This is a genomic window from Variovorax sp. HW608 (genome assembly GCF_900090195.1).
Lineage (GTDB): Bacteria > Pseudomonadota > Gammaproteobacteria > Burkholderiales > Burkholderiaceae_C > Variovorax.
On sequence record NZ_LT607803.1, the window covers coordinates 3421748 to 3443458 of the forward strand.

Sequence of the window (21711 nt, forward strand, 5' to 3'; positions counted from 1 at the left end):
CTTACTTCTTGCGACGCGACACGATGAAGACCTGCGTGCGCTTGTTGTTGCGGGTGCGATAACCCTTGGTCAGGTTGCCCCATGGGTCAACCGGATGACGGCCTTCACCAGTGCGGCCTTCGCCACCACCGTGCGGGTGATCGATCGGGTTCATCACCACGCCGCGAACGGTCGGGCGGATACCCATCCAGCGCTTCACACCGGCCTTGCCGAGCTGGCGCAGGCTGTGCTCTTCGTTGGCGACTTCACCGATGGTCGCGCGGCACTCGACGTGCACGCGGCGGACTTCGCCCGAACGCATGCGGACCTGGGCGTAGACGCCTTCACGGGCCAGCAGCGTGGCCGAGGTACCGGCCGAGCGGGCGATCTGCGCGCCCTTGCCGGGCTGCAGCTCGATGCAGTGGATCGTCGAACCCACGGGGATGTTGCGGATCGGCAGCGTGTTGCCGGCGCGGATCGGGGCTTCCGAACCGCTCAGCAGCGTTGCGCCGGCTTCCAGGCCGCGCGGGGCGATGATGTAGCGACGCTCGCCGTCTGCATAGCAAACGAGGGCGATGTGGGCGGTGCGGTTCGGGTCGTACTCGATGCGTTCGACCTTGGCCGGGATGCCGTCCTTGTTGCGCACGAAGTCCACCACGCGGTAGTGGTGCTTGTGGCCACCGCCCTTGTGACGGGTCGTGATGTGACCGTTGTTGTTGCGGCCGGCCTTCTGGAATTGCGATTCCAGCAGAGGCGCGTGCGCTGCACCCTTGTACAGGTGGTCGCGCGAAATCTTCACTGCACCGCGTTGACCCGGCGAAGTGGGTTTCTGCTTGATGACGGCCATGATTAAGCGCCTTCCCCGACGAGGTTGAGCTCTTGACCGGCCTTCAGCGTCACATAGGCCTTGCGAACGTTGTCGCGGCGGCCGACGGACTTGCCGAAGCGCTTGGTCTTGCCCTTGGTGTTGAGCACCGACACGCCCTGGACTTCGACCTTGAACATCAGTTCAACGGCCGCCTTGATCTCGGGCTTGGTGGCATCCTGCAGCACCTTGAAGGTGACTGCGTTCGACTTTTCGCCGACCATCGTGGCCTTCTCGGACACGATCGGGGCGACCAGCACGTTCATCAGGCGACCTTCGTCGAACTGACGCTGCTGGGGGGTAGGGTTCATGCGGCTCATGCGAACATCTCCTTGAGCTTGTCGACGGCACCCTTGGTGACCAGCACCTTCTTGTAGTGGACCAGCGAAACCGGGTCGGCGTAACGCGGCTCGACGACGAGCACGTTCACCAGGTTGCGCGATGCCAGATACAGGTTCTCGTCGACTTCCTCGGCGATCACGAGCACGGACTCGAGATTCATCGCCTTGAACTTGGCGGCCAGCGCCTTGGTCTTGGGCGAATCGACCTTGATCGAATCGACCACAGCCAGACGGCCTTCGCGAGCGAGCTGCGAGAAGATGGAGGCCATGCCGGCGCGGTACATCTTCTTGTTGATCTTCTGCGTGAAGTTTTCGTCAGGCATGTTCGGGAAGATGCGGCCACCCCCGCGCCACAGCGGCGAGGAAGTCATACCGGCACGGGCGCGGCCCGTTCCCTTTTGCTTGAAAGGCTTCTTGGTCGAGTGCTTGACCTGCTCGCGGTCCTTCTGGGCGCGCGTGCCTTGGCGTGCATTGGCCTGGTAGGCAACGACGATCTGGTGAACCAGGTCTTCGTTGTAGTCACGGCCGAACACGGTCTCGGGCGCGTCGAACTTCGACGCCGCCTGGCCCTGCTCATTCAGGAGTTCGAGTTCCATTACTTGGCTCCTTCAGCGGCTTGCGGCTTGGCCTTGATGGCCGGACGCACGGTGACAAAGCCACCCTTCGAGCCCGGAATCGCACCCTTGATCAGGAGCAACTGACGCGCTTCATCGATACGGATCACATCGAGGTTCTGGGTCGTGACGGTGACGTCGCCCAGGTGGCCCGTCATGCGCTTGCCCGGGAACACGCGGCCGGGGTCCTGCGCCATACCGATGGAGCCAGGAACGTTGTGCGAACGGCTGTTACCGTGCGAGGCGCGCTGCGAACCCATGTTGTGGCGCTTGATCGTGCCGGCGTAGCCCTTGCCGATCGAGGTGCCTTGCACGTCGACCTTCTGGCCCACGGCGAAGACGCTGCCGACGGCGATCGCGCCACCCGCCTTGTGCTGGGCAGCGGCATCGGCGGTCACGCGGAATTCGCGGATGATTTCGCCAGCTTCGACGCCCGCCTTGGCGAGGTGGCCGGCTTCGGGCTTGGTCACGCGCGATGCCTTGCGCGAACCGAACGTCACTTGAAGTGCGACGTAGCCATCGTTCTCTTGGGATTTGATCTGGGTCACGCGGTTGTTGGACACGTCCACCACCGTGACGGGAACTGCGTCCCCGTCATCGGTGAAGAGACGCATCATCCCCACCTTGCGGCCCAGCAACCCGAGGGAATTGCTCAGACTCATTGGTTTTCTCCAAAACTTCCGCCGCTGCCACTTCAATTGGCGACAGCGTTTGGTATGCGAAAGAAGGTTGATAAAGCCCCGCTCAACGCAGGCGGCATGCAGCATGCCAAGGCGCAAGTTGGGCAGAGCCGGAGATTATAGCCCGCGGGACCCGCCGCGCGCAACTCCCGACCTTTTTGGCTGGAGGAGGCTACTTCACCTGCATCGACCGGATCTTCTCGCCGGCCGCATCCTGCTTGAGCTCGCCGGTCGCGGGCAGCGCGGCCGGCGCCTTGCCGACCTGCACCGGGATCGAGGTTGCGCTGGTCGCGCCGTTCTGCGTCGTGAAGACGTGGAGGTAGGCGATGCCCTGCGCGGAAGGCACGACCTCGACCGTGATCGTCGTGGCCTGCCCCGAGGGCAGCGTGACGGCCGCCGGCGTCGTCGCACCCATCGCCAGCCCGCCTTCGGTGGTGAAGCGCAGCGCAGCGCCGGCGGGATCGGTGACGCCGTCGAAGCTCAGCACGACCCGGACGGTCGTGCCGACCTCGGGGGTCCCGTCGACGCGGTACTGGACCGCCACCCCGGATCCGCTGGACTTCATGGGCGCCGATTTCATCGGCGGCGCGCCGGCCTGGCTCCTGGCAGGCGACGACTTGGCGACACCGTCGGCGCTCGCGCATGCGGGCACCAGCATCGCCAGCACGGACAGCGCCGCGGCCGCCATGCCGAACCTCGTCGCGACGAGGGATGGCTTCAATTGATGGTCACGCTGAAACATGTGTTTGCCGAGGAATTGTTGAAGTCGTTGATGACCAGGATGCTCTCGCCGGCCGGCAGGCCGACCGTCGCGGTCTCGCTCGTGCCGAATCCGTCCGATGCCGCGATCTGGCCGCCGTTGTAGACGACCCAATCGGGATCCGAGGCCGGGGACGTCGGACCGCTGACCGAGATCTGGTGGCTTCCGGCCGTGGCGACGCTGAAGCGGAGATAGACATAGCTGCCGAGCTTGTTGCCGGACCCTGCCTTGTTCGTGACGCAGGCCGGGCTCAGGCCGTTGACGTACATCGGCAGGGCCTGCGACACCGTTCCGTTGTTCGTCTCGGAAACGCCGAAGGGATCGTTGGGCGCCGTGCTGATGTTCTGCCCGGCAAGCAATCCGGCCAGCGCCGACGAGCTGCCCGGCGCAGCAGCGTTGAACGCGGCCGTGAAGGGATGGATCGAAGTCACCGGCAGTCCGCTCTTGAACGATCCGGTCAGGGTGTCGTGGATGGGCTTGAAGCCGACCTGATTGTTGAGGTTCCACAGGATGGAGTGAATGGAGGCTTCGCGGTACCACCCCGGGTTGGAGCCGGGCCCGACCGTCAGGTCGAGGTTGGCACCCTGGGCCTGGCCCGCTCCGGCGGAGTCCGTGTAGTTGCTGCGGCCGAGCGCGATGCCCGACCAGGCGTTGCCCCAGCCCTCGGAGAACGCGACGCGGCGGTCCACGAGATCGCTCAACGCGTGGCTGCCACCCGGGGAATCGTCGCGGCTGAACGCCGACTGGTAGTAGTGGCCCCATTCGTGGGCGACGACCGTGGCATCGTATTCGTCGGTATCGACGTTCTCCTTGCCGAGCACGTAGATGACGCGACCCGCGCTGTCGCTGCCGAAGAACGTCGTCCCGATCTGCCCCTGGGTCGGATCGCCGCTGGCGGGCAGGTTGTTGACGCTCCAGAACACGCGCAGGGATGGGAATGCCGTGCCGGGCGCGACCGACAGCACCTTGGCCTGGGTCGAGTAGATCGTGTCGAGGACCGCGAAGGGTGCGGCCACGCGGGTGGCGCCGTAGCTGGCGCCGGTCCAGCCGGAGGGCGCGTTCACGTTGCGCGTGAGCGCTGCGGTGCCGGTCGAAAACGACGGCGATTCCATCGCGTAGATCGCATTCGACTGCGTGTTGTCGCGCACCGTCACGTCCCACGTCGGGCCGGTGCCGCCCTGCGACATCTGGGCCTTGACCCGAACGACGACGGCAGTGCTCGAAGGCAGCGAAACCGAGTATGCGCCATTCGCATCCGTGCCGGTCGTCGCGATGACGGACGAGGCGCTGTTCAGGATTTCGACCACCGCGCCGCGCACCGGCTTCTGGGTGGTGGCCGCGTACACGAGCGCGCCGGAGGGATTCGGAACGGAGTCATAGGTCACGACGCCGCTCAGCGTGACGGTGGTCGCACCGGGGATTCCCACCGTCGCCAGGGCGGCCAGGTTGCTGCCCCCTCCTCCGCCGCCGCCACAGGCGGCCAGAAGCGCCAAGGCCGTCGTCGCCAACACATGTCTCACCCCGATACGTTTCATCTGCGCCTCTCTGATCGCCATGCCAATGGTCGCGACTCCAGGCCCCCTAGGATGCCACACCTTCGCCACCGATACGAAAAAGCCCGCGCGCATTGCTGCGCGCGGGCTTTCAAGATAGTCGAAGAAGCTTACTGGAGCTTGATCTCGACGTCCACGCCGGCCGGCAGGTCGAGCTTCATGAGCGCGTCCACCGTCTTGTCCGTCGGATCGACGATGTCCATCAGACGCTGGTGCGTGCGGATCTCGAACTGGTCGCGGCTGGTCTTGTTGACGTGCGGCGAGCGCAGGATGTCGAAGCGCTTCATGCGGGTCGGCAGCGGCACCGGACCCTTGACGATGGCGCCGGTGCGCTTGGCGGTGTCCACGATCTCGGCAGCCGACTGGTCGATCAGCTTGTAGTCGAACGCCTTCAGGCGGATGCGGATTTTTTGCTTGGTGGCCATGTTGATTCCTTGCTAGCGTTCGAATCAGATGTCGAGGATCTTGGCCACGACGCCCGAGCCGACGGTGCGGCCGCCTTCGCGGATCGCGAAGCGCAGGCCTTCTTCCATGGCGATCGGGTTGATCAGCTTCACCGTGATGGACACGTTGTCGCCGGGCATGACCATTTCCTTGTCCTTGGGCAACTCGATCGAGCCGGTCACGTCCGTCGTGCGGAAGTAGAACTGCGGGCGATAGTTGTTGAAGAACGGCGTGTGGCGGCCGCCCTCGTCCTTGCTCAGCACGTACACCTCGGCGGTGAAGTGCGTGTGCGGCTTGATCGAACCGGGCTTGCACAGCACCTGGCCGCGCTCGACTTCTTCGCGCTTGGTGCCGCGCAGCAGCACGCCCACGTTGTCGCCAGCCTGGCCCTGGTCCAGCAGCTTGCGGAACATTTCCACGCCCGTGCAGGTGGTCTTCTGGGTCGGACGGATACCGACGATCTCGATTTCATCGCCGACCTTGATGATGCCGCGCTCCACAGCGCCGGTCACCACCGTGCCGCGACCCGAGATCGAGAACACGTCTTCCACCGGCATCAGGAACGTGCCGTCCACCGCGCGCTCGGGCGTGGGGATGTAGGTGTCCAGCGCCTCGGCCAGCTTCATGATCGAGCCTTCGCCCAGCTCGCCCTTGTCGCCTTCCAGCGCCAGCTTGGCCGAGCCGTGGATGATCGGGGTGGCATCGCCCGGGAACTCGTACTTGTCGAGCAGTTCGCGAACTTCCATCTCGACCAGCTCGAGCAGTTCCTTGTCGTCCACCATGTCGCACTTGTTCAGGTAGACGATGATGTAGCCCACACCCACCTGGCGGGCCAGCAGGATGTGCTCGCGGGTCTGGGGCATCGGGCCGTCAGCGGCCGAGCACACCAGGATCGCGCCGTCCATCTGGGCAGCGCCGGTGATCATGTTCTTCACATAGTCGGCGTGGCCGGGGCAGTCCACGTGCGCGTAGTGGCGGTTGGCCGTCTCGTACTCGACGTGCGCGGTGTTGATCGTGATGCCACGCGCCTTTTCTTCGGGCGCCGCGTCGATCTGGTCGTAGGCCTTGGCTTCGCCGCCGAACTTGCTCGACAGCACGGTCGCGATCGCCGCCGTCAGAGTCGTCTTGCCATGGTCAACGTGACCAATCGTGCCCACGTTCACGTGCGGCTTCGTGCGGGTGAATTTTCCTTTTGCCATTTTTCAATCCTTGAAAGAGCAGAGTCCGTGTGGGGTTTAACGTCTGCACCGTGTTGCTGGATCCCTCGCCACGGACAACGAGGGGCACACGGTCGCAGAATGCAACTGGATGGAAACAAGGCAGCTGCGCCGCCTTGTCCTTGTGAGGCAGCTGCGCTGCCTGTTACTTACTTGGTGCGAGCGGCGACGATCGCTTCTGCGACGTTGCGAGGCGCTTCAGCGTAGTGCTTGAACTCCATCGTGTACGTGGCACGTCCTTGCGACATCGAGCGCAGCGTCGTGGAGTAGCCGAACATTTCCGACAGCGGAACCTCGGCCCTGATGACCTTGCCGCCACCGACCATGTCGTCCATGCCCTGCACCATGCCGCGACGCGAGGACAGGTCGCCCATCACGTTGCCGGCGTAGTCTTCGGGCGTCTCGACTTCCACGGCCATCATCGGCTCGAGGATCACGGGGTTGGCCTTGCGGGCGCCTTCCTTGAAGCCGAAGATCGCAGCCATCTTGAACGCCATTTCGTTCGAGTCCACGTCGTGGTACGAACCGAAGTGCAGCGTGACCTTGACGTCGACCACCGGATAGTTGGCGAGCACGCCCTGAGTCAGTGCTTCGATGACACCCTTCTCGACCGCGGGGATGTACTCGCGCGGCACCACGCCGCCCTTGATCGCGTCGACGAACTCGAAGCCCTTGCCGGCTTCGTTCGGCTCGAGCTTGAGCACGACGTGGCCGTACTGGCCCTTGCCGCCCGACTGGCGCACGAACTTGCCTTCGGCATCTTCAACCGTCTTGCGGATGGTTTCGCGGTAGGCCACCTGCGGCTTGCCGACGTTGGCCTCGACGCCGAACTCGCGCTTCATGCGGTCGACGATGATTTCGAGGTGCAGCTCGCCCATGCCGGAGATGATGGTCTGGCCGGATTCTTCGTCGGAACGCACGCGGAACGACGGATCTTCCGAGGCCAGGCGCTGCAGCGCAATGCCCATCTTTTCCTGGTCGGCCTTGGTCTTGGGCTCGACGGCCTGCGAGATCACGGGCTCGGGGAACTCCATGCGCTCGAGGGTGATGACGGAATCCGGATCGCACAGGGTTTCGCCCGTGGTGACGTCCTTCAGGCCCACGCAGGCAGCGATGTCGCCGGCGCGGATTTCTTCGATCTCGAGACGCTCGTTCGCGTGCATCTGCACGATACGGCCGATGCGCTCCTTCTTGCCCTTGACCGGGTTGTAGACGGTGTCGCCCTTGGCCAGAACGCCCGAATACACACGCACGAAGGTCAACTGGCCGACATAGGGGTCGGTCATCAGCTTGAACGCCAGGGCGGAGAACTTCTCGCCGTCGTCCGGCTTGCGGTTCACTTCCTTCTCGTCCTCGTCCGTTCCGCCGACGGGCGGAATGTCCAGCGGCGACGGCATGAGTTCGATCACGGCGTCGAGCATGCGCTGCACGCCCTTGTTCTTGAACGCGCTGCCGCACAGCATCGGCTGGATTTCGCCGGCGATCGTGCGGGTACGCAAGCCGAGCGTGATCTCGTCCTCGGTGAGGTCGCCCTCTTCGAGGTACTTGTTCATGAGCTCCTCGGAAGCCTCGGCCGCGCTTTCGACCATCTTCTCGCGCCATTCCTTGGCTTGCTCCAGGAGCTCGGCCGGAATCTCCTTGAACTCGAACTTCATGCCCTGCGAAGCCTCATCCCAGATGATCGCCTTCATCTTGCGCAGGTCCACGACGCCCTGGAACTTGTCCTCGGCGCCGATCGGAATCACGATCGGAACGGGGTTCGCACGCAGGCGGTCGACCATCATCTGGCGCACGCGGAAGAAGTTGGCGCCGATGCGGTCCATCTTGTTCACGAACGCCAGGCGCGGCACCTTGTACTTGTTGGCCTGGCGCCAGACGGTTTCGGACTGGGGCTGAACGCCGCCGACCGAGTCATACACCATCACGGCGCCGTCGAGCACGCGCATCGAGCGCTCCACCTCGATGGTGAAGTCCACGTGCCCGGGGGTGTCGATGATGTTGATACGGTGCTCGGGGAAGGAGCGGTCCATGCCCTTCCAGAAGCAGGTCACGGCTGCGGACGTGATCGTGATGCCACGCTCTTGCTCCTGCTCCATCCAGTCGGTGGTCGCCGCACCATCGTGCACTTCGCCCAGCTTGTGGGTGACGCCGGTGTAGAAAAGGATGCGCTCGGTCGTGGTGGTCTTGCCGGCGTCGATGTGCGCCGAAATACCGATGTTGCGGTAGCGCTCGATGGGGGTCTTGCGTGACATGAAATTACTCCGTTAACGGATGAAAGCCCGCCCACCAATTCAGCGGGTCGGGCTTCCAGCCTGTCTGACTTATGTGACGATTCTTAGAAGCGGAAGTGACTGAACGCCTTGTTGGCCTCGGCCATGCGGTGCACTTCGTCACGCTTCTTCATGGCACCGCCACGGCCTTCCGTGGCTTCCATGATCTCGTTGGCCAGGCGCAGGGCCATCGACTTCTCGCCGCGCTTGCGGGCGGCTTCCTTGATCCAGCGCATCGACAGCGCCAGGCGGCGAACCGGGCGCACTTCGACCGGCACCTGGTAGTTCGCACCACCGACGCGGCGCGACTTCACTTCGACCATCGGCTTGACGTTGTTGATGGCGATCGTGAAGGCTTCCACCGGGTCCTTGCCCGGGTTCTTCTTTTCGATCTGGTCGAGGGCGCCGTAGATGATGCGCTCTGCAACCGCCTTCTTGCCGCCTTCCATGATCACGTTCATGAACTTCGACAGCTCGACATTGCCGTACTTGGGATCCGGCAGGATTTCACGTTTGGGGACTTCGCGACGACGTGGCATTTTTAAAACCTCTTTGCTTCAGTTGGCGCCGTTGCCGGCACCGCGAGAGCCAACAAAGAACTCTCACTTACTCGACCCAATGGCGGGTCACTCCGTCCGATGCGCCAGCCAGGCGACCGAACACCGTTGAAACACGACCTCGATCAGGCCTTCTTGGGACGCTTCGCGCCGTACTTGGAGCGAGACTGCTTGCGATCCTTGACGCCCTGCAGGTCCAGCGAACCGCGCACGATGTGATAGCGAACACCCGGCAGATCCTTGACACGACCGCCGCGAACCAGCACGACGCTGTGTTCCTGGAGGTTGTGGCCTTCGCCGCCGATGTAGGAAATGACTTCGAAGCCGTTGGTCAGGCGCACCTTGGCGACCTTGCGCAGCGCCGAGTTCGGCTTCTTGGGGGTCGTGGTGTAGACCCGGGTGCAGACGCCACGACGCTGCGGCGAGTTCTGCATGGCAGGGCTCTTCGACTTGGTCTTTTCGACCTCGCGACCCTGACGCACCAGTTGATTGATGGTTGGCATGGATGAATAAGTCCCAAAACAAGTCCAACCCCAGCCAGATTCCTCGTCGCGACGTGACACGCGAGGGGGCCAGGAGATGAACGAAAACGTGAAACCCTTCGGATTTTTCCGAAAAGCTCTCGATCATAGCACACCCCCGGGCCGCGCCGGCCGAAGGAGCAACAGCTACTTTATCCAGAGGCGGATTGCATCCCAGGCTCGCCCGAGCACGCTCGCTTGCTCCACGGGCTCCAGGGCGACCAGCGGGACTTCCGCGACCGGCTCGTCCGCGAGGGTGACCTTGAGCGAGCCGATCGGCTGGTACTTGGTGAAGGGCGCCACCAGCGGTTCGGGCCGCGCCACCTGCGTCTTGATCTTGCCCGCGGTACCCGCGGGAACCGCCACGACGATCGGGTTCGGCCGGCCCAGCTTGACGGTGCTTTCCTTGCCCTTCCACACCGGCGGCGTCGCGACGGGCTGATTCGCGTCGAACAGGCGCACGGCGTCGAACGCGGTGTAGCCCCAGTTCAGCAGCTTCTGCGATTCGTTGGCGCGCGCGTTCTCGCTGGCGGCACCCAGGACGATCGACAGCAGGCGCCGGCCACCGCTCAGGTTCGGGAAGTCGCGCTTGGCCGTCACGACCATGCAATAGCCGGCGCCGTCGGTATGGCCGGTCGTCAGGCCGTCGACCGTCGGATCGCGGAAGAGGAGCACGTTGCGGTTGGTGTCGTTGGTCGACGGCGCGCCCGGCAGGCGGTACTTCTTGATCGCATAGAAGTACATGTACTGCGGGAAGTCGCGCATCAGCCGCGTCGCCAGGGTGCCGAGATCGCGCGCGGTGGTCATGTGGCCCGGCGCGGCCAGACCCTCCGGGTTCTTGTACGTGGTGTTCTTCAGCCCGAGCACCCTTGCCTGCTCGTTCATCAGTTCGACGAAATGCTCGACCGTGCCGCCGACGCCTTCTGCCAATGCAATGGTCGCGTCATTGGCCGACTGGACGATCAGCCCCTTGAGCAGATCCTCGACCGGAACCTGCATCTTCGGATCGATGAACATCCGGGAGCCCGGCATCTTCCAGGCGCGCGTGCTGACCGGCAGGGTCTGCTGCAGCGTGATCTTCCCGGACTTCAGGGCGTCGAAGACCAGGTAGGCGGACATCAGCTTGGTCAGCGAGCCCGGTTCCACCGGGCTGTCGATGTCCTTTTGCGCCAGCACCTGGCTCGCCGTCACATCCAGCAGCAGGTAGTTTCGCGCGGCGATTTCCGGCGCTGCGGGCACCTGCGCGACGGCGACGATGCAAAAGGAAAGGGCAGCAGCGACCGCGAACGCACGCAGCGCCGTGATGAAGCGACTCATGGGGATGAGAGAGGCGAAAAACCTAGCCCGCGCGCAGATGGCGGACCACGAGATTCTTGAGCAGCGGCAATTGTCCGTGAAAGAAATGACCGCCCCCGGGAACGACTGTGACAGGAAGTGTCTGCGGACGCGCCCAGTCCATCACCGCAGCGAGCGGCACGGTGTCGTCCTGCTCGCCGTGCACGACGAGGGTGCGCTCATGCCAGGCCGGCGGCACCGCCGCAACCGCGAAACGCGCCGCCGCCGTGCCGACCAGCACGATATGCCGGATATCGCGGGATGCGGCCAGTTTCTCGATGGCCCGGCTGGCAACGAAGGCGCCGAACGAAAACCCGGCGATCGCCAGCGGCCCGTCGTGCGCCACCTGGTCGATCACCGAAAGCAGGTCCTCGTACTCGCCGCGCCCTTCGTCGTGCACGCCCTCGCTGGCGCCGACGCCGCGGAAGTTGAAGCGCACGGCGGTCCACCCGCAGCTCACGAACGCGCGAGCCAGGGTCTGGACCACCTTGTTGTCCATGGTGCCGCCGAAGAGCGGATGCGGATGGGTGATGACCGCAACGCCGAGCGCCGGCGTGCCGTCGGCCGCCGGATCGCGAAGCGCTTCGATGGCGCCGGCCGCGCCCTTGAGCTTTAGCTTTTCCGTACGTGAATTCATGGCGGCCCGATGCTTCAGCGCCCGACGTTGGGCGGGAGCAGCAGACGCTCGACCACCTGGCCGTTCTTGAGGTGGGAATCGACGATCTCGTCGATGTCGTTCTCGTCGACGTAGGTGTACCAGACCGCTTCCGGATAGACGACCGCCACCGGCCCGCCCGCACAGCGATCCAGGCAGCCGGCCTTGTTGACGCGGACCTTGCCGGGCCCGGCAAGACCTTCGGCCTTGACGCGCAGCTTGCAGCGCTCGAACCCTTGCTGCGCGTTGTGCTTGGAGCAGGAATCCTCGTCGCCCTTGCGCTCGTTCAGGCAGAAGAAGATGTGTCGGCCGTAGTAACCCTTCGGCGCCGGTGCGTTGGAACTGGACATCGAGGCATTTTAGGGAGCGATGCCCGGCGGATGCTCCAGCAGGGTCGTGCCATCAGCCGTTTCGCGGCCGGCCTGAAAGCACCATCAGCACGTAGCCGAGCGTCGCGAACGGCCAGATCCAGCCCAGCCATTGCGCCACCCCGTGGAAGCGGATGAAGCGCCCCTGCTCCCAGGTCGCGAGGGTCTGCGCGAAGTAGGCGCTTTCGGGCGCCTGGTTCAACAGGCTCAGGTGCACCATCAGGGCGATGAGCAGCAGCGCGGCGCAGAACCTCCTGGACGCGCGCACCAGCAGGACACCGAAGAACAGCGCCGCGGCGATGCCGATCTGCACCGGGAGGCTGAGCCACGCCCACGCGTGCTCGGGTCCGTAGCTCAGGGCCGCCGACAGCGCGCTCGCCGCGATGCCGGCCAGGAGCGTCGCCGGCAGCAGGATGGCGCGCCGGGCGACCGAGCGCGTGACCAGGAAGCCGAGGAGACAGGGAACCAGCGCGCCGAGCATCACGCAGAACGCCTCCACGCCGGGCACCAGCGGTTCGAGTTCGAACTGCCGCACCGGCAGCCAGTCGATGAAAGGCGTGTCGACGAGCCATTCCGAGATCGCGGATTCAACCCGCTCGAACACCTGGCCGAGGCCGAAGGTGACCGCGGCGGGAAACAGAAGGGCCGGCGGCCAGAGGGCCAGCAGGACCAGCCCGCCCCGCGCGTCTTCCACGAACCAGTTGGCACGTGCGCGCTGCCAGTGGGCCACCAGCCCAAATCGCTCGAACGCGGCCGCCAGCAACGCGCCGACGAAGGTGCCGAGGGTGTTCAGCCCCAGGTCGACGTTGGAGGGGACGCGCGACGGCAGATAGCTCTGCAGGGTTTCCATCGCGAATGAAATCGCGCCGCCCGCCAAGGTCGCGCGGAACACCGCGCCCATCGCCGAAGCATCAGGCCGCGAGCGCAGCAGCGCCACGGCGACCAGGAAGCCGAGCGGCATGTAGCCGACGACGTTGATCCCGAAATCGAAGCCGGTCCACCACCTCGGCCACGGCGCGGCCAGATAGGCCCACGGCGCGATCCCCTGGTCGCGCCAGTCCGCGAACGGATAGAGGCTCGCATAGACGATGAGAACCGCATACGCCAAGGCCAGCGGCAGCGCGATGGACTTGTGCTGCGTTTCCACAGCGTTCAGAAGGGTTTGACGACGACCAGCACGACGATTGCGAGCAAAAGCAGCACCGGGAGTTCATTGAACCATCGATACCAGCGATGACTGTGCCTGTCTTCTCCCGAGGCCAGCCGGCGCAGAAGCACGCCGCAGCCGTGGTGATAGCCGATCACGACCAGCACCAGCGCGAGCTTCGCGTGCATCCAGCCATTGCCCGGCCCCCGGCCTATGCCGTAGCCGAGCCACAGCCAGAGACCGAATCCCACCGCGGGCACGGCCAGGAAGGTGGTGAAGCGGAACAGCTTGCGCGCCATCAGCACGAGCCGGGCGCGTTCCGCCACCGACTCCGGCGCGACCATGGCCAGGTTCACGAAGATCCGCGGCAGATAGAACAAGCCGGCGAACCAGCTGGCGATGAAGACGATGTGCAGCGACTTGACCCAAAGCATGGTGCGGCAGTTTAGTGGCCGGCTCCGGGCCCGACGCCGGCCGCTCGCGCGGGCAAAAAAAAGCCCGGCGTCTGAACGCCGGGCGGGAAGCCCTTTTGCTGTCACACATCAAGGCACCCGCTCAGGGAGGAAAAGCGGGGAGCGGCAAGCCGCCCAAGACAGAATTTAACAAAGGCAAAACAACCTATCAAGCTAACGGTGACTTTTTTTGTTCTTTCGGTCTACAGATTGATGCTTCAGAGGCGCTGTCTGATAGTTTTTTCTGACAAATCGGCGTAGATCACCCGCCCCGGAAAGCGGCAGCGCCTCTTGGGGCACAATTTTCGGCATGACCCTCCATGCCCCCTTTCCTGCCGGACGGCCGCGCCGGCTTCGCCGCGATGCCTTCACGCGCGATCTCGTGCGTGAGCACATGCTTTCAACGAATGACCTGATCTATCCGGTCTTCGTGCAGGAGGGGGAAAAGCGCCGCGATCCGGTGCCGTCGATGCCGGGCGTGGAGCGCCTGAGCCTGGACGCGCTGCTGCCGGTCGCCGAGGAGTGCGTCGAACTCGGCATTACGGTGATGGCCCTCTTCCCCGTGATCGACCCGAGCCTGAAGACGCCGGCCGGCGACGAGGCGTGCAATCCCGACGGACTGATTCCGCGCGTGGTCGCCTCGCTCAAGTCCCGCTTCCCGGAACTCGGCGTGATGACCGACGTCGCGCTGGACCCCTACACCAGCCACGGCCAGGACGGCCTGCTCGACGAGACCGGCTACATCCTCAACGACCCGACCGTGGAAGTGCTGGTCAAACAGGCGCTCACCCAGTCCCGGGCCGGCGTCGACATCGTGGCGCCGAGCGACATGATGGACGGGCGCATCGGCGCGATCCGCCAGGCGCTCGAAGCGCGCGGCGACATCCATACGCGGATCATGGCGTACAGCGCCAAGTACGCGAGCGCCTTCTATGGCCCCTTCCGGGATGCGGTCGGTTCGGCCGCCAACCTCGGCAAGAGCAACAAGAAGGTCTACCAGATGGACCCTGGCAACAGCAACGAAGCGCTGCGCGAAGTCGCGATCGACATCGCCGAAGGCGCGGACATGGTGATGGTCAAGCCGGGCATGCCCTACCTCGACATCGTGCGCCGGGTCAAGGACGAGTTCCAGGTGCCCACCTTCGCGTATCAGGTCAGCGGCGAATACGCGATGCTGATGGCCGCGGCGCAGAACGGCTGGCTCGACCGCGACGCGGTCATCCTCGAAAGCCTGCTTGCATTCAAGCGCGCCGGCGCGGATGGCGTCCTGACCTATTTCGCGCGCGATGCCGCACGGCTTTTGAAGCGGCGCTGAGCGGACGACACTGCCGGCGCCCCGGCCACGGCGCCGGCGTCATGGACCCCACGGCAAGAGGCCTCATGCGCATCTTCAAGATCAACGGTACGCAGGTCACCGAACACGACGCGCTCGCGCCCATGGCTGCGCCGGGCGCCTGCGAGCAGGGCTACCTCTGGCTGTCGCTGACGCGGGACGAATTCCGCGCCTCGCTCGCCGAGGCGCAGGACGTGCTGCAGTCCCTGTGCAGCACGCATCTGGTCGACCTGCACGTGAGCGATCTGCTAAACGACCAGCTTCCCTCGCGCTACGACTACACCTCCCAGTACGACCTGCTGGTGTTTCGCCGGCTGGCGGCCTCCAACGGCCATCCGCCGTCCGAGCAGGCCGCGCCTGCCGCGCCGAAGACGGGGCCGACCGTGCTGCGGCGGATCGATACGCGACCGGTCGGCTTCGCGCTGTTCGATCGGGTGCTGCTCTCGGTCCATCCCGAAGACGGCGCGGTGCGCGATGCGTTCGCATCCAAGCTCCTTGCGGCGGCCGCACCCGGTGAACTCGGCGGCAGCGCGGCGCCGGCGCTCGACGTGCGGGCGGTTTCGGCGCGCATTCCCGCGAACCCGGCCGACCTCATGCTGCGCGTCGTCAACCACATCGTCGATGCCTATCTCGACCTGAGGCGCGAACTGACGCGCCAGCTCGATCACTGGCAGTCCGAACTGATCGACCCGAAGAGCCGCTTCAGCAACTGGGGCGCGTTGATGGAGGCCCGCCAATCGCTCCACCATCTGGGCGAAATCTGCGAAGACCAGCGCGCCTCGATCCAGGACTGGATCGACGCGCTCGAAACCCTGCCGGCCCCGGCCAGCGCCACGGCGCACCGGGAGCACGAGCTCGTCATGATCCGCAGCCGGGACGTGCTCGAACACATCGAGCGCGTGGTCCACCACGTGCGGCGCCTCGAACAGAACGCCGAAACCGCGGTGCAGATGCACTTCAGCGTGCAGAGCCACCGCACGAACGACATCATGCGCGTGCTCACCGTGCTGACCGCGGTGTTCCTGCCGCTCAACCTGATCGCCGGCATCTTCGGGATGAATTTCGAGTTCATCCCGCTGATCCACAAGGCCGACGGCTTCTGGATCGCCATGGGGTCCATGGGCGCGATCGCGCTGGTGCTCGTGGTGGTCTTCTGGCGCAAGCGCTACCTGGCGCGCACGCGCTAGTGCGAACGGAAAAAGAAAGAGCCGGACGGCGCTTTCGCACCGTCCGGCCTTGGCAGGCGGGGGCCGGATTACTTGGCCGCGGCTGCGCCTTCCTTCTGGGCCTGGACGCGCGGCTCGGCCGACTTGTTCATCGTCGAGATCACGCGGCTGTTGACGCGCGAACCGGCGGACACGTTCTGGTCGGGCGCATTGGCCGTGGCGACGGCGTCGGCGCGCACCGCCGCCTCATTGGCGACCGACTTGAACGGCTCGGCGCCGCGCGAACCGCGCGGGATGTTCTGGTCGGCAGCGCCGGCGGCGCTCACGGCTTCCGTGTTCACTTCGCCGCGGCTCTTGGCCGAGACGGCGGCATGCACGCCGGTGTAGGTTTCAGCCTGGGCGCCAGCGGCGGCGAGGATCGAGAGAGCGGCAGCGGCGAGGATGTGCGAGGTCTTCATTTCAGTTCCTTTGGTTCGTCGGAGGTCGGGATCGTTTTCAACCCAGGCTCGCTGTCGCTGGCCTGTGCGGCAGAGTGTCCGGCGGAACACCTCAGGGAAAACACCGAGAAATGAGACACGGCGTTTCCGCGATCGAAACAATCGCGAAAACGCCGAAAAGATGAAGGCGGGCCGCGCTTGCACGCGGCCCGCCCTGTTCCGAGCGAATCGGGGATTACAGGCCGGCTTGCTTCGTCGTCTCGAGCTTGAACTGCGACGGGACCACGCTGTTCACGAACGCTTCGCGCTTCAGGTTCTGGTTCGCCGAGTGCGCGGTGGCAACGGCGGTGGTGCGAACTGCCTGGCGGTCGGCCGACGCGGTCAGCGCAGGTTCGACACGCGAGGAGGCGGCATCGCCGTATGCATTCTCGCTGCGGGCGGCGACCACGCCCTGCGCCTGGACTTCGGCGCGGCTGTTGGCCGACACGGGCGCGTGCACGCCGTCGTAGGTTTCGGCCTGCGCGCCGGCGGCGGCGAGAATCGACAGGGCTGCGGCGGCGATGAGCTTCGAGGTGTTCATTCTGGAGGTCTTCCTTGGTTTGGTTCTGGTTACGTCGGCCGGGCATTCATCAGCGATGGGATCCCGGCTCGGCCAGATCAGTCTTGGTTGGCTGCTCTGTGCCGCGAGTTTGCTCCCGTTTTCTAGGTAGAAACCCTATAAAACTGAACAACGGTGTTCACCAAAGAGAAACAATGGAATTCCAATGGACAGTCTTGACTTGCTGAAAGCCTTTCGTGAGGTTGCCGCGCGGGGCAGCTTTTCGCGCGCCGCGACCACGCTCGGGATGTCGAAGGCGAATATCAGCAAATACGTGGCGCAGCTCGAGGAGCGCCTCGGCGTGCGGCTCTTGAACCGCTCGACGCGCTCGGTGAGCCTGACCGACGCCGGGCATCTGCTGCTCGAACGCAGCACGCCGTTCATGGAAATGGTCGAGCTCACGCAGAGCGAGCTGCAGGAGCACGCGGGGAATCCGCGCGGACGGCTGCGGATCACCGCGCCGCACGGCCTGAGCCAGGGCAAGTTCCCGGGCCTGATCGGCGAATTCATGGCCACCTATCCGGACGTGCATGTAAGCCTGCACCTGAGCAACCGCGTGATCGACCTCGTGGGGGAAGGCGTGGACATCGCGCTGCGCCTGGGCCGCATCCGCGACGAGAACCTCATCGTGCGGCGGCTCCAGCGGATGGACCTCGCGCTTTGCGCGACGCCGGGCTACTGGGCCAAGCGCGGCCTCCCCAGGAAGCCGGACGACATGCGGCGGCATGACGTGCTGACCTATTCGCTGGCGGGCAACACGCCCAGCCTGCCTTTCGAAGTGGACGGCAAGCCCTACAGCGTCCCGGTGCACAGCCGCATGGACGCCAACGACGCGGCGCCGCTGATCGGCGTTGCCCTGTCCGGACTCGGCGCGGTGTGCGTGCCGGCGATCATGGCCCAGCCCGAGATCGAGCGCGGCGCGCTCGTGCCGGTGCTCAAGGACTACATGCCGACCGACCTGTGGCTGTACGCCGCCTACACGCAGCGCCGCCACAACAGCGCGGCGCTTCGCGCCATGCTCGACTTTCTCGAGTCCAGGGTCGCCGAGGCGGCGCCCGCCCGGCCTGCGAAGCGCAGCACCCGCGTGGCCCGCGCCGCATCGACGGCGCCGGCCTGATCCGCTCAGCCGAGGTGCCTGGCGAAGAACGCCAGCGTGCGCTCCTTCGCGAGCTTGGCCGCCTGGGCGTTGTAGGCGCCGCGCTGGTCGCAGTTGAAGCCGTGACCGCAGTCATAGAGGTGGACTTCGACCCCGGGATGCGCCTTCCTGAGGGCTTCGACGGTGTCGAGCGGAATCCAGTGGTCTTCCTTGCCGAAGTGCGCGAGCACCGGCACCTTGGGCTGGCGTGCGATTTCCCCGGGCGTCGTCGAACCGCCGCCGTAGTAGGGCACCGCGGCCGACAGTCCCGAGAGTTGCACGGCCGCGCGCCACGTCAGGAGGCCGCCCCAGCAGTAGCCGACGATGCCCACCTTGCCGGCCTTCGTCGCGTAGTCGACCGCGGCCTGCAGGTCCTGCAGCACGCCCGGCGCCGGCAGCCCTTCGACCGCCGCCTTGAGCGCGGCCCCGGCCTTCATGTCGTCCTCGGCGTAGCCGAGTTCGACGTCTTGCTTCACGCGATGGAAGGTCGCCGGCGCAATCGCGAGATAGCCGTCCGCCGCGTAGCCATCGGCGACCGCGCGGATGTGCGAATTCACGCCGAAGATTTCCTGCACGACCACCACGGCGCCCTTGGGCTTGCCCGCCGGTTCCGCGACGTACGCGGGAAAGGTGCAGCCGTCCCTGGCGGTGAGATCGATGAATTGACCCATGTGAGTGCTCCTTTGCTTGTTGATCGTTATGGCTTGAGTGCGCGCTCGACGAATTCGAGCCGGTCCTGGCCCCAGAAGATCTCGCCGTCGATCACGTAGCTCGGCGCACCGAAGACCTTGGTGTCGATGGCTTCCTGGGTGTAGTCCTCGTAGCGTTCCTGCACGGTCTGGCTGAGCGACTGCTCGACGCGCCGCGCCGACAGGCCGCATTCGGCGACGAGGGCCTCCAGCACCTTGGGGTCCGCGATGTTGCGTTCCTGCACCCACACCGCCGCGAAGATCGCCGCGCACAGTTTCATCGCGATGTCGGTGCCGTCATGCAGATCGACCGCAATGATGAGCTTGGCCGCATCGTCGCTCGCCACCGGGAAGAACTTGGGTTTGGGATTCAGCGGGATGTCCAGATGGTGGGAAAAGCGTGCCAGCTCGACCAGCCGGTAGGCCTGCCGCTGCGGCGCGCGCTTGCCCAGCGGCAGCCCGCCGGACACCGGGAACACCGCGCCGAAATCGATCGGCCGCACGCGCACGGCGGCGCCGTGGGACTTGGCGATGGCGGCGAAGCGCGCATGTCCGAGGTAGGTCCAAGGGCTCTGGGGCGTGAAGTAGTAGTCGATGGTGCGGCTCACGGGAGGCTCCTCGATGATGTAATCCGACCCAGGGTTTTTAACTGAGGCACGGCTTCTGTGCAGGAGGTGGGAATTGGACAAGGTGCTCTTGGTCACGGGCGGCAGTCGCGGCATCGGCGCCGCCACGGCCTTGCTGGCGGCGAAGCGCGGCTTTGCGGTCGCGGTCAACTACACGAGCAATTCGCTCGCCGCCGATGAAGTGGTGCGCGCGATCCGCGCCGACGGCGGCACCGCGATCACCGTCAAGGCCGACGTGGGCGTCGAAGCGCAGGTGCTGGCGATGTTCGACAAGGTCGATGCCAAGCTGGGCCGCCTCACCGCGCTGGTGAACAACGCCGGCATCGTCGACGTGCAGGCGCGCGTCGACGAGATGAGCTTCGAGCGCCTCGAACGCATGCTGCGCATCAACGTGATCGGCAGCTTCCTTTGCGCGCGCGAGGCCGTGCGGCGCATGAGCACGAAGCACGGCGGCGAAGGCGGCGCCATCGTCAATCTCTCCAGCGCGGCGGCGCGGCTCGGCTCGCCGGGGCAGTACGTCGACTACGCGGCCAGCAAGGGCGCGATCGAGAGCTTCACCATCGGGCTGGCGAAGGAAGTCGCGGACGAGGGCATCCGCGTCAACGCGGTGCGGCCGGGCCTGATCGACACCGAGATCCACGCCTCGGGCGGCATGCCCGACCGCGCCTTCCAGCTCGCGCCGACGGTGCCGATGAAACGCACCGGCAGCGCCGAGGAAGTGGCGCAGGCCATCGTCTGGCTGCTGTCGGATGACGCCAGCTATGTGACGGGCACCTCGCTCGACGTGACGGGCGGACGCTAGTGTAGTGTTCTGTTCTTAACGGAACTTATATGAATCGGGCTTCTCTCATGCTCTACTGCCATCCAGGTTGGAGAGAGCGAATGCGAGTTGCCTCCGAAATAGTGTTGAACGATGAGGAGCGAGGCGAGTTGACGAGGCTGGTTCGCTCCAAGCTCACGAGCGTGAGGCTGGCGCAGCGCGCGCGCATCGTGCTGCTGGCCGCTGACGGGGTGCAAAACAAGGACATCGCCGAGCAGTTGGGAATCGGACGCGTGCAGGTCGCACGTTGGCGTGAGCGCTATGGGCAATTGCGCCTGGCCGGCATCCAGCGCGACTTGCCGCGCGGCGCGCCGCCGGTGAAGGTTGACGTTGCTCGCCTGGTGGCGTTGACGACCCAGAGCACGCCCGCGGCGGCCACGCACTGGAGCACGCGCAAGATGGGCGCCGAGTTGGGCGTGAGCGCCAGCACCGTCATGCGCCATTGGCACGCCCACGGCTTGAAGCCGCATATCGTGCGCGGCTTCAAGGTCTCGCGGGACCCGAAGTTTGTCCAGAAGCTCGAAGACATCGTGGGGCTGTACATGTCGCCACCCGAGCATGCGCTGGTGCTGTGCTGTGACGAGAAGAGCCAGGTGCAGGCGCTGGACCGCACGCAGCCCGGGCTGCCGATGAAGAAGGGGCGCGCGGCCACCATGACGCACGATTACAAGCGCAACGGCACCACCACCTTGTTTGCCGCGCTCAACGTGCTGGACGGCCAGATCATCGGCCAGTGCCAGCAGCACCACACCCACGTCGAGTGGCTGAAGTTCCTGCGCCAAATCGATCGCCAGACGCCCAAGGACAAGACGCTGCATCTGGTCGCCGACAACTACGCCACGCACAAGCATCCGGCCGTGCAGGAGTGGCTGGCCAAGCATCCGCGCTTCAACATGCACTTCACGCCCACCTCGGCGTCGTGGCTGAACATGGTCGAGCGCTTCTTTCGCGACATCACCACCGAGCGGCTGCGCCGCGGCGTGTTCACCAGCGTGCCCGAACTCGTCGCTGCCATCGATGAGTACGTCGCACATCACAACATCAAACCCAAGCCGTTCATCTGGACCAAGAGCGCTCGCGACATCCTGCAGAAGGTCATTCGTGCCAACCGCCGCTTAAGTTCCAAACAGAATGGAACACTGCACTAGA

25 protein-coding genes are annotated in these 21711 nt (G+C 65.3%); 5 read left to right on the forward strand and 20 right to left on the reverse strand.

Annotated elements, in window-relative coordinates; translation table 11 throughout:
- Nucleotide 1: 1 nt before the first annotated feature.
- The 16 genes from rplB to VAR608DRAFT_RS16140 all read right to left on the reverse strand — a co-directional run bounded on the left by rplB (nucleotide 2) and on the right by VAR608DRAFT_RS16140 (nucleotide 13740).
- Nucleotides 2-826, reverse strand: coding sequence for a 50S ribosomal protein L2 (rplB, locus tag VAR608DRAFT_RS16065; RefSeq protein ID WP_088954960.1), 825 nt, complete (start codon nucleotides 824-826; stop codon nucleotides 2-4).
- Between the two features lie 2 nt (nucleotides 827-828).
- Complete coding sequence (gene rplW / locus VAR608DRAFT_RS16070) at nucleotides 829-1155, reverse strand: 50S ribosomal protein L23 (RefSeq protein ID WP_172843980.1); 327 nt, start codon at nucleotides 1153-1155, stop codon at nucleotides 829-831.
- A 5-nt stretch (nucleotides 1156-1160) separates the two neighbouring features.
- The gene (gene rplD, locus VAR608DRAFT_RS16075; protein ID WP_088954962.1) at nucleotides 1161-1781 is read right to left on the reverse strand and encodes a 50S ribosomal protein L4; all 621 of its coding nucleotides are present in this window, start codon (nucleotides 1779-1781) and stop codon (nucleotides 1161-1163) included.
- Entirely contained in the window at nucleotides 1781-2461 is a 681-nt protein-coding gene (rplC, locus tag VAR608DRAFT_RS16080) for a 50S ribosomal protein L3 (protein ID WP_088954963.1), read from the reverse strand. The genes rplD and rplC overlap by 1 nt, the downstream gene beginning before the upstream one ends.
- 190 nt (nucleotides 2462-2651) lie before the next feature.
- Complete coding sequence (locus VAR608DRAFT_RS16085; RefSeq protein WP_157731003.1) at nucleotides 2652-3200, reverse strand: hypothetical protein; 549 nt, start codon at nucleotides 3198-3200, stop codon at nucleotides 2652-2654.
- Nucleotides 3197-4774, reverse strand: coding sequence for a carboxypeptidase-like regulatory domain-containing protein (locus VAR608DRAFT_RS16090; RefSeq protein WP_088958817.1), 1578 nt, complete (start codon nucleotides 4772-4774; stop codon nucleotides 3197-3199). Before VAR608DRAFT_RS16090 ends, VAR608DRAFT_RS16085 begins: the two co-directional genes overlap by 4 nt.
- A 128-nt stretch (nucleotides 4775-4902) precedes the next feature.
- Nucleotides 4903-5217, reverse strand: a complete 315-nt coding sequence (rpsJ, locus tag VAR608DRAFT_RS16095) for a 30S ribosomal protein S10 (RefSeq protein WP_028250951.1) — start codon at nucleotides 5215-5217, stop codon at nucleotides 4903-4905.
- 24 nt (nucleotides 5218-5241) lie between these two features.
- Nucleotides 5242-6435: an elongation factor Tu gene (gene tuf, locus VAR608DRAFT_RS16100; protein WP_088954965.1), complete on the reverse strand. Its 1194-nt coding sequence runs from the start codon at nucleotides 6433-6435 to the stop codon at nucleotides 5242-5244.
- Nucleotides 6436-6602: 167 nt separating this feature from the next.
- Nucleotides 6603-8705 carry an elongation factor G gene (fusA, locus tag VAR608DRAFT_RS16105; protein WP_088954966.1) on the reverse strand — a complete coding sequence of 701 codons (2103 nt, stop codon included), beginning with the start codon at nucleotides 8703-8705 and terminating at the stop codon, nucleotides 6603-6605.
- Nucleotides 8706-8788: 83 nt separating this feature from the next.
- On the reverse strand, nucleotides 8789-9262 hold the full coding sequence (gene rpsG, locus VAR608DRAFT_RS16110; RefSeq protein WP_088954967.1) for a 30S ribosomal protein S7: 474 nt from the start codon (nucleotides 9260-9262) through the stop codon (nucleotides 8789-8791).
- A gap of 143 nt (nucleotides 9263-9405) precedes the next feature.
- Nucleotides 9406-9783 carry a 30S ribosomal protein S12 gene (gene rpsL, locus VAR608DRAFT_RS16115; protein ID WP_017759704.1) on the reverse strand — a complete coding sequence of 126 codons (378 nt, stop codon included), beginning with the start codon at nucleotides 9781-9783 and terminating at the stop codon, nucleotides 9406-9408.
- A 165-nt stretch (nucleotides 9784-9948) separates the two neighbouring features.
- A complete protein-coding gene (locus VAR608DRAFT_RS16120) occupies nucleotides 9949-11118 on the reverse strand; it encodes a D-alanyl-D-alanine carboxypeptidase family protein (protein WP_088954968.1) in 1170 nt (389 codons plus the stop codon).
- A 22-nt stretch (nucleotides 11119-11140) separates the two neighbouring features.
- Complete coding sequence (locus VAR608DRAFT_RS16125; RefSeq protein WP_088954969.1) at nucleotides 11141-11773, reverse strand: alpha/beta hydrolase; 633 nt, start codon at nucleotides 11771-11773, stop codon at nucleotides 11141-11143.
- Between the two features lie 14 nt (nucleotides 11774-11787).
- Nucleotides 11788-12141, reverse strand: a complete 354-nt coding sequence (locus VAR608DRAFT_RS16130) for a (2Fe-2S) ferredoxin domain-containing protein (RefSeq protein WP_088954970.1) — start codon at nucleotides 12139-12141, stop codon at nucleotides 11788-11790.
- Between the two features lie 52 nt (nucleotides 12142-12193).
- Entirely contained in the window at nucleotides 12194-13306 is a 1113-nt protein-coding gene (locus tag VAR608DRAFT_RS16135) for a VanZ family protein (RefSeq protein WP_088954971.1), read from the reverse strand.
- 5 nt (nucleotides 13307-13311) lie between these two features.
- Complete coding sequence (locus tag VAR608DRAFT_RS16140; RefSeq protein WP_088954972.1) at nucleotides 13312-13740, reverse strand: CopD family protein; 429 nt, start codon at nucleotides 13738-13740, stop codon at nucleotides 13312-13314.
- Between the two features lie 328 nt (nucleotides 13741-14068).
- On the opposite strand from VAR608DRAFT_RS16140, the gene hemB reads away from it, so the two are divergent.
- Together hemB and VAR608DRAFT_RS16150 are read left to right on the forward strand one after the other, a co-directional pair.
- Nucleotides 14069-15073: a porphobilinogen synthase gene (hemB, locus tag VAR608DRAFT_RS16145; protein WP_088954973.1), complete on the forward strand. Its 1005-nt coding sequence runs from the start codon at nucleotides 14069-14071 to the stop codon at nucleotides 15071-15073.
- A gap of 65 nt (nucleotides 15074-15138) precedes the next feature.
- The gene (locus VAR608DRAFT_RS16150) at nucleotides 15139-16278 is read left to right on the forward strand and encodes a magnesium transporter CorA family protein (RefSeq protein WP_088954974.1); all 1140 of its coding nucleotides are present in this window, start codon (nucleotides 15139-15141) and stop codon (nucleotides 16276-16278) included.
- A gap of 68 nt (nucleotides 16279-16346) precedes the next feature.
- On the opposite strand, the gene VAR608DRAFT_RS16155 is transcribed toward VAR608DRAFT_RS16150, so the two are convergent.
- Both VAR608DRAFT_RS16155 and VAR608DRAFT_RS16160 read right to left on the reverse strand, forming a co-directional pair.
- Entirely contained in the window at nucleotides 16347-16715 is a 369-nt protein-coding gene (locus tag VAR608DRAFT_RS16155; protein ID WP_088954975.1) for a DUF4148 domain-containing protein, read from the reverse strand.
- Between the two features lie 214 nt (nucleotides 16716-16929).
- Complete coding sequence (locus VAR608DRAFT_RS16160; RefSeq protein ID WP_088954976.1) at nucleotides 16930-17274, reverse strand: alpha/beta hydrolase; 345 nt, start codon at nucleotides 17272-17274, stop codon at nucleotides 16930-16932.
- A 184-nt stretch (nucleotides 17275-17458) separates the two neighbouring features.
- On the opposite strand from VAR608DRAFT_RS16160, the gene VAR608DRAFT_RS16165 reads away from it, so the two are divergent.
- Nucleotides 17459-18409, forward strand: a complete 951-nt coding sequence (locus tag VAR608DRAFT_RS16165; protein ID WP_088954977.1) for a LysR family transcriptional regulator — start codon at nucleotides 17459-17461, stop codon at nucleotides 18407-18409.
- 5 nt (nucleotides 18410-18414) lie between these two features.
- Here the strand turns inward: VAR608DRAFT_RS16165 and VAR608DRAFT_RS16170 are convergent, their stop codons facing one another.
- Nucleotides 18415-19098: a dienelactone hydrolase family protein gene (locus VAR608DRAFT_RS16170; RefSeq protein ID WP_088954978.1), complete on the reverse strand. Its 684-nt coding sequence runs from the start codon at nucleotides 19096-19098 to the stop codon at nucleotides 18415-18417.
- Between the two features lie 26 nt (nucleotides 19099-19124).
- Nucleotides 19125-19724 carry a 2-hydroxychromene-2-carboxylate isomerase gene (locus tag VAR608DRAFT_RS16175; protein WP_088954979.1) on the reverse strand — a complete coding sequence of 200 codons (600 nt, stop codon included), beginning with the start codon at nucleotides 19722-19724 and terminating at the stop codon, nucleotides 19125-19127.
- Nucleotides 19725-19797: 73 nt separating this feature from the next.
- Here VAR608DRAFT_RS16175 and VAR608DRAFT_RS16180 point away from each other — a divergent pair, with 73 nt between their 5' ends.
- Both VAR608DRAFT_RS16180 and VAR608DRAFT_RS16185 read left to right on the forward strand, forming a co-directional pair.
- Nucleotides 19798-20544: an SDR family oxidoreductase gene (locus tag VAR608DRAFT_RS16180; protein WP_088954980.1), complete on the forward strand. Its 747-nt coding sequence runs from the start codon at nucleotides 19798-19800 to the stop codon at nucleotides 20542-20544.
- An 80-nt stretch (nucleotides 20545-20624) separates the two neighbouring features.
- Entirely contained in the window at nucleotides 20625-21710 is a 1086-nt protein-coding gene (locus tag VAR608DRAFT_RS16185; RefSeq protein WP_088954981.1) for an IS630 family transposase, read from the forward strand.
- Nucleotide 21711: the final 1 nt, after the last annotated feature.

Coding starts and splice junctions, on each gene's coding strand:
- rplB (WP_088954960.1), bottom strand. CDS start 826: ATGGCCGTCATCAAGCAGAAACCCACTTCGCCGGGTCAACGCGGTGCA.
- rplW (WP_172843980.1), bottom strand. CDS start 1,155: ATGAACCCTACCCCCCAGCAGCGTCAGTTCGACGAAGGTCGCCTGATG.
- rplD (WP_088954962.1), bottom strand. CDS start 1,781: ATGGAACTCGAACTCCTGAATGAGCAGGGCCAGGCGGCGTCGAAGTTC.
- rplC (WP_088954963.1), bottom strand. CDS start 2,461: ATGAGTCTGAGCAATTCCCTCGGGTTGCTGGGCCGCAAGGTGGGGATG.
- VAR608DRAFT_RS16090 (WP_088958817.1), bottom strand. CDS start 4,774: ATGAAACGTATCGGGGTGAGACATGTGTTGGCGACGACGGCCTTGGCG.
- rpsJ (WP_028250951.1), bottom strand. CDS start 5,217: ATGGCCACCAAGCAAAAAATCCGCATCCGCCTGAAGGCGTTCGACTAC.
- tuf (WP_088954965.1), bottom strand. CDS start 6,435: ATGGCAAAAGGAAAATTCACCCGCACGAAGCCGCACGTGAACGTGGGC.
- fusA (WP_088954966.1), bottom strand. CDS start 8,705: ATGTCACGCAAGACCCCCATCGAGCGCTACCGCAACATCGGTATTTCG.
- rpsG (WP_088954967.1), bottom strand. CDS start 9,262: ATGCCACGTCGTCGCGAAGTCCCCAAACGTGAAATCCTGCCGGATCCC.
- rpsL (WP_017759704.1), bottom strand. CDS start 9,783: ATGCCAACCATCAATCAACTGGTGCGTCAGGGTCGCGAGGTCGAAAAG.
- VAR608DRAFT_RS16120 (WP_088954968.1), bottom strand. CDS start 11,118: ATGAGTCGCTTCATCACGGCGCTGCGTGCGTTCGCGGTCGCTGCTGCC.
- VAR608DRAFT_RS16125 (WP_088954969.1), bottom strand. CDS start 11,773: ATGAATTCACGTACGGAAAAGCTAAAGCTCAAGGGCGCGGCCGGCGCC.
- VAR608DRAFT_RS16130 (WP_088954970.1), bottom strand. CDS start 12,141: ATGTCCAGTTCCAACGCACCGGCGCCGAAGGGTTACTACGGCCGACAC.
- VAR608DRAFT_RS16140 (WP_088954972.1), bottom strand. CDS start 13,740: ATGCTTTGGGTCAAGTCGCTGCACATCGTCTTCATCGCCAGCTGGTTC.
- hemB (WP_088954973.1), top strand. CDS start 14,069: ATGACCCTCCATGCCCCCTTTCCTGCCGGACGGCCGCGCCGGCTTCGC.
- VAR608DRAFT_RS16150 (WP_088954974.1), top strand. CDS start 15,139: ATGCGCATCTTCAAGATCAACGGTACGCAGGTCACCGAACACGACGCG.
- VAR608DRAFT_RS16155 (WP_088954975.1), bottom strand. CDS start 16,715: ATGAAGACCTCGCACATCCTCGCCGCTGCCGCTCTCTCGATCCTCGCC.
- VAR608DRAFT_RS16160 (WP_088954976.1), bottom strand. CDS start 17,274: ATGAACACCTCGAAGCTCATCGCCGCCGCAGCCCTGTCGATTCTCGCC.
- VAR608DRAFT_RS16165 (WP_088954977.1), top strand. CDS start 17,459: ATGGACAGTCTTGACTTGCTGAAAGCCTTTCGTGAGGTTGCCGCGCGG.
- VAR608DRAFT_RS16170 (WP_088954978.1), bottom strand. CDS start 19,098: ATGGGTCAATTCATCGATCTCACCGCCAGGGACGGCTGCACCTTTCCC.
- VAR608DRAFT_RS16185 (WP_088954981.1), top strand. CDS start 20,625: ATGCGAGTTGCCTCCGAAATAGTGTTGAACGATGAGGAGCGAGGCGAG.